The sequence below is a fragment of the uncultured Polaribacter sp. genome, assembly GCF_947500975.1.
Lineage (GTDB): Bacteria > Bacteroidota > Bacteroidia > Flavobacteriales > Flavobacteriaceae > Polaribacter.
In genome coordinates, this window is sequence record NZ_CANMUE010000020.1 from 1 (window position 1) to 5,122 (window position 5,122).

Annotated in this window: 2 protein-coding genes and 1 pseudogene; all 3 read right to left on the minus strand. The window is 30.7% G+C overall.

Translation table 11 applies throughout. The annotated features are described in order from the left end of the window. On the minus strand, nucleotides 1-1,217 hold a 1,217-nt coding region (locus Q0733_RS12670), incomplete at its 3' end, for an Ig-like domain-containing protein (protein WP_298782665.1). Nucleotides 1,218-1,450: 233 nt separating this feature from the next. Then, nucleotides 1,451-1,768: a hypothetical protein gene (locus tag Q0733_RS12675; protein ID WP_298782667.1), complete on the minus strand. Its 318-nt coding sequence runs from the start codon at nucleotides 1,766-1,768 to the stop codon at nucleotides 1,451-1,453. A 579-nt stretch (nucleotides 1,769-2,347) separates the two neighbouring features. Next, nucleotides 2,348-5,122 (minus strand): annotated as a pseudogene (locus Q0733_RS12680) (hypothetical protein); the annotation flags it as partial.

Below are 5,122 nucleotides of genomic sequence, written 5' to 3' on the forward strand. Positions count from 1 at the left end.
TCTGTATCTCCATCTAAAACATCTACAGTGATTGGTGTGTCTTCATTTGTAGATACACTCTCATCATCTGCAACTGGCCCATCATTTACTGATATTACCGTAATTGAAACCACACCAACATTTGAAGAAACTAATCCTTCTGAATCTTTAATTGTATAATTAACATTTGCAGGTCCATTAAAATCATCTACTGGTACAAAATTTAAATCTCCATTTGCATCTATTGTATAAGTACCAACATTAGGAACAATTAATGGTGTACCTGTAGAACCAGTATTAGAAGCATTATCTGGATCTATTAAAATAATTGTTGATGCATCTGGTGTTGTATCCTCTGCATCTGTATCATTTGCCCCTATCGAAAGAATAGTTATAGGTGTATCTTCAAGTGTTGAATTTGGCCCATCATTTACGGCAACTGGTGCAACGTTAGCAACCTCAATTGTTATTTCTGCTACCTCACAATTATTAACATTTACTGCATCACAAATTTTATAAGAAACAGTATAAGTACCTGAACTAGTTCCTGACGGAACATTAACACTACCATCTGTAGCTATATTAACTCCAGTTAAACCTCCATCTGAAACTATAGAAGGTGATACTGTTGTTGCTGTTGCAGTTATTGCGTTTACTGTATCATTTGAAAAAACATTACCGGCTGTACCACCTGTAACACCATCTACTTCTACCGAAGAAAAATCATCATTAGTAGCTATTATATCATTAATTACAAAAACGGATGCAAAAGAAATATCATCTTCATGAACATTTTCAGAATGTGTAAATGTTTCTGCTATTGTAATTTCTGTACTTGTTACACTAAAGGTATTATCAACTTTTGTTGCAGTAACATCAGCCGCTGTCATAATATAAGAACCAGTGTACACCCAAGATTCATCAGCATCTAAAATATTGTCATTATCGTCATCTCCACTCTCAAGAGTTAAAGCAGGTGATAATGTTAAAGAACTTGCAACATTAATATTTGTTAACGGTATACCTCCAGTATTTTTTACAGCTACACTATAATCAATAGTGTTACCTGCTTCTTCAGCACCTGTATCCGAAGCAGTTGTTGTATTTACAACAATAGTTACTCCTTGAGCATAAGTAAAAGAAGAGGCATTTAAAATAAAAGCAAAAAATAAAAATAGTTTTAACGTATTTTTATTAAAATTAATTTTTAAGTTGAAAAGTGTGTACATTTTTCTCATCCTATTTGTTTTTTTTCTGATCTCTGTTAGTTGATAAATCTTTAAATATAAGATTTGTATAATTTTCAATTTGATATATAAAATTGTTTTTATTTAAATCTAAATTGAAAAGTTTTTTGATTTGTTTTGTTTGATTTGTATAATCTGTATAATCACAAAAACAAAACATAGGCTTTGTGTTTGCAATACCAATTAAACTATTGTATAATAATACTGGATTTGAATGGATATTTTTATACATTTATTATATTTATAATATTAAGCTCACTATTATTTTTTGAATTTAATATTTTATTATTAAATAAAATTAGTGGTGCTTTATTAGAGTTTTCATATTCTAAAATGTAAAAAATACCTGCATAAGAAGTTTCTTCTAAAGCCTTGTTAGCTTTATATGAGAATTCTGCAGTTATTCCGCTAAATTCTTGTGAAATAGTTTCTTGGGGGGGAATGCAAAAAATTGCAAAAAATAGAACTAAACTATTAATTACATTTTTATAATTTATTTTTCGTACATATATACTATTGAGTATAAGTAATATTAATTTCATAAGCGTTGGGGCGATTAAGATAAATAAGATATAAACTTAAATTAAATTGATTATTTGATTATTTTTTTTCGATAATGTTATATTATTAATCGTTTATTATTCGTTTTAAATAGTTGACTTACAAACTCATTTTATATTTTTCTTTAAATACTTATTTATCTTATAATAATTCAAAATAAATTATATATAAAAAACCTTAATACGGTTATTAAATAAATTAAACATTAACAAGTTTTTTATATTAAGATTTTATAAAGTATTAAAACACCTTACATACATACTTATGACGCATCTTTATATAAAAAATGGAAAAATCAATTTTTTTATAGTTGTTTCATTATTAGAAACAAACATTGAGTTATTTAATATAAATCTACTAAATGCTTTTATTATGGGGAATAAAAATAGATATAAATCAACCTAAAAATAAATATTTAGGATTTAATACAAATATATAAACATTTTTTACTCCAAAGTAAATATATACTATTTATTTTAATAAAAAAAAGAAAAATATAATTTATATGTTATTTAATTGTCATTTTTTATATAATTATCATTTTTTATAGTAATTATTATCTAATTATCATTATTAGGTGTTGAATCTTTGTCTTTTAAAGGTAAGCTATAAATTTCTGCTTTGTTGGTTATAATAGAACCAACTGTATTTACTGTTGCTGCTATTTTTAATGCTACCGTACCACCTGATGCTATTGTTAAACTACTTAAATCCCAAATCCCAGTTGTGGCATCATAAGCTGTATTCGCTGGTATATCAGAGCTTGCTTCTACATAGGTTAAACTAGATGGCAATAAATCTTTTACTTGTACACCTGTTACACTTCTTACTGTATTATTTGTTACTTCAACTGTAAAAATAATTTGACCGCCTAACTTTGGTACTGTTTTATCTACAGTTTTTGTTAAGCTAACATCTATTTCACATAATAAAACGTCATCGTCTAAGGCGTTTACTGTATAGGTAGAAGTGTAACCAGTTACACCATCTAACGGACTACTATTTGCTGTATCTACACTATCAATCAAACCATCTTCATTTGTATCTTCTGCAGCGGTAAATGTAAACTGGGCATCATCTGTAGCTGTAGTAGTATTTACAGTTCCATCTCCATTTACCACATCTCCACTACCTAAGTTTGTAGTTGGACTTACTCCTGCCTCGAAAGCATCTGGACATCCATCACCATCACTGTCTAAATCTAAGTTATTTGGGATACCATCATTATCGGTATCACAAATTACTCTACTAAATAAATGATAAATTAAAAAATCATTACTTACAATATTAGTAGCTACTATAGTTATAGAACTAACTTCTGTAGTACCAATACCTCTAAGTGTAATATGTTCTGGATCAGTTGAACCATTAGCAGTTGCCACACCTGTTATACTGTTATAATTTGCTGAACTATCCCCTGCACCTAAAGGCAGTACCCCAAAATTTGAAGTTGCAAAAAGACCATTAGGAACTGCTCCATTAACATTAATTTTTATATTTGTTAAAGGACTCAAATCTGGATCAATACCTAGTACAGAAATTGCTATTTCTTCTAAAGGTACAGGTATATTAAATGTAATTTCTATAGTAACATTTCCGTAAACTAATTGCCCAGAACCTGCTTCTGGAGATCCAATATTAAATGTATTACCATTATCATCATCATTAGTACCAGCATAAGGACTTAAATTACTAACACCATCTGTTGTTATCACAGAAGTATAAGTAGATGTGGTTGACCCAGGCCAACTACTAGTGGAAGTAGTTAATGTTGCTGCATTATATGGACTATCACATTCATCTGCATCTAGAATACCATCATTATCATTGTCTAAATCACAATCATCTCCTACACCATCAGCATCATTGTCACTAAATAATGTACTTGCAGCATTACATGAATCACATTCGTCTGACCGTACATTAACATCTGTAGCACTTATATCGGTTTGACCGCCACTTGCTGCCGTAGGTACTCCATTTGTATCTACTGCTGTACCTGTAGTTATTGCTCCTGTTGATGCTATATTAGAATAAGTAAAACCCCCATCACCTTCTAAGGCATCTGGACATCCATCTCCATCAGAATCTGTATCAAACTTATTTTCTATACCATCTCCGTCTGTATCTAAATAACAACTATATACTCTAATATTGGCTCCTAAGGTATCTGGATCGGTTCCTGTTCCATTTGATACCGCACTTGACTTGATAACTATTTGATCTATAGCTGAAGTTACATCTATTCGTAATGTATTTGCTGGATCATCATCTGTACCTCCGCCTTGTGTAGCGGTAAATACTGTTCCATTTCTTGAAATATTAGCCCCATAAACCGGTGCATAAGCTACCTCAACTCCGTCTTTGTAATACAAAACCTCAAACTGTTCACTATAATTTAAATCTCCAGATTGATCTAAATCTGTTAATTCTAAATAAGCGCCCATAGTTAAGTCTACATTAAAAGAAAGACTTACTTCATTAACTGTAGTTAAATTGTTATAATTATTATTAAACGTTACTCGATCGGATGTTGTTAAACCTTTAGTTAATGTTCCTGCATCATTTTCTGTATAATTTATTGTTACATCTATGCCTTGAGCGGTTTGATAAGTTTGTCCATCTGGATCTGATACATCTGCTGTAATATCAAAATCTAATCGACTATTATTAGACAAACAGTTTTCTTCATCGGTATCTAAAATACCATCGTTGTCATTGTCTAAATCATCTGCATCCGCAACTCCATCTCCGTCAATATCATTAAACTTGTCATCACAGGCATCGGAAATTCCATCGCTATCTGTATCTGGTCCTATAGTAGTTACATTTAACAAATTTGTTGTACTATAGTCAGCTGCTGTTACTTTTCCTTCAGAATCTACATCAGCACTTGTAAGTAATCCTCCGTAAGTTCCATCTCCATTACTATCTGCAGTTGAACTTCCGTAGTTCTCATTTGCATCAGAACATCCATCGCCATCACTATCAGTGTCTAAATAATCTGGTGTACCATCATCATCTGTGTCTATACATTCTGACGCTTCTGAAAAAATATAAGAAACATCATCAAGTACAAAATTGTCTCCACCTGTACCTATATGTGTTATTGTAGCGTTTGTTATTGGATGATTTGGATCATAATAACCTACAAAAATATATCTTGAATTACCTACTGCTACCGTAGATCCAGAAAGCGTTTCTGTAAGATTCCCTTTTCCATTACCAACACCTCCACTTACAGACCAAACTAAATTATTTTCATAAGTTATATTTAATGTTGTTGTACCACTATCATGAATATCTCCAACATTAACAGCAAAACCAATTACAGG

Excerpts from the sequence above, each read along its gene's own strand:
- Q0733_RS12675 (WP_298782667.1), bottom strand. The coding sequence starts at position 1,768 with ATGAAATTAATATTACTTATACTCAATAGTATATATGTACGAAAAATA.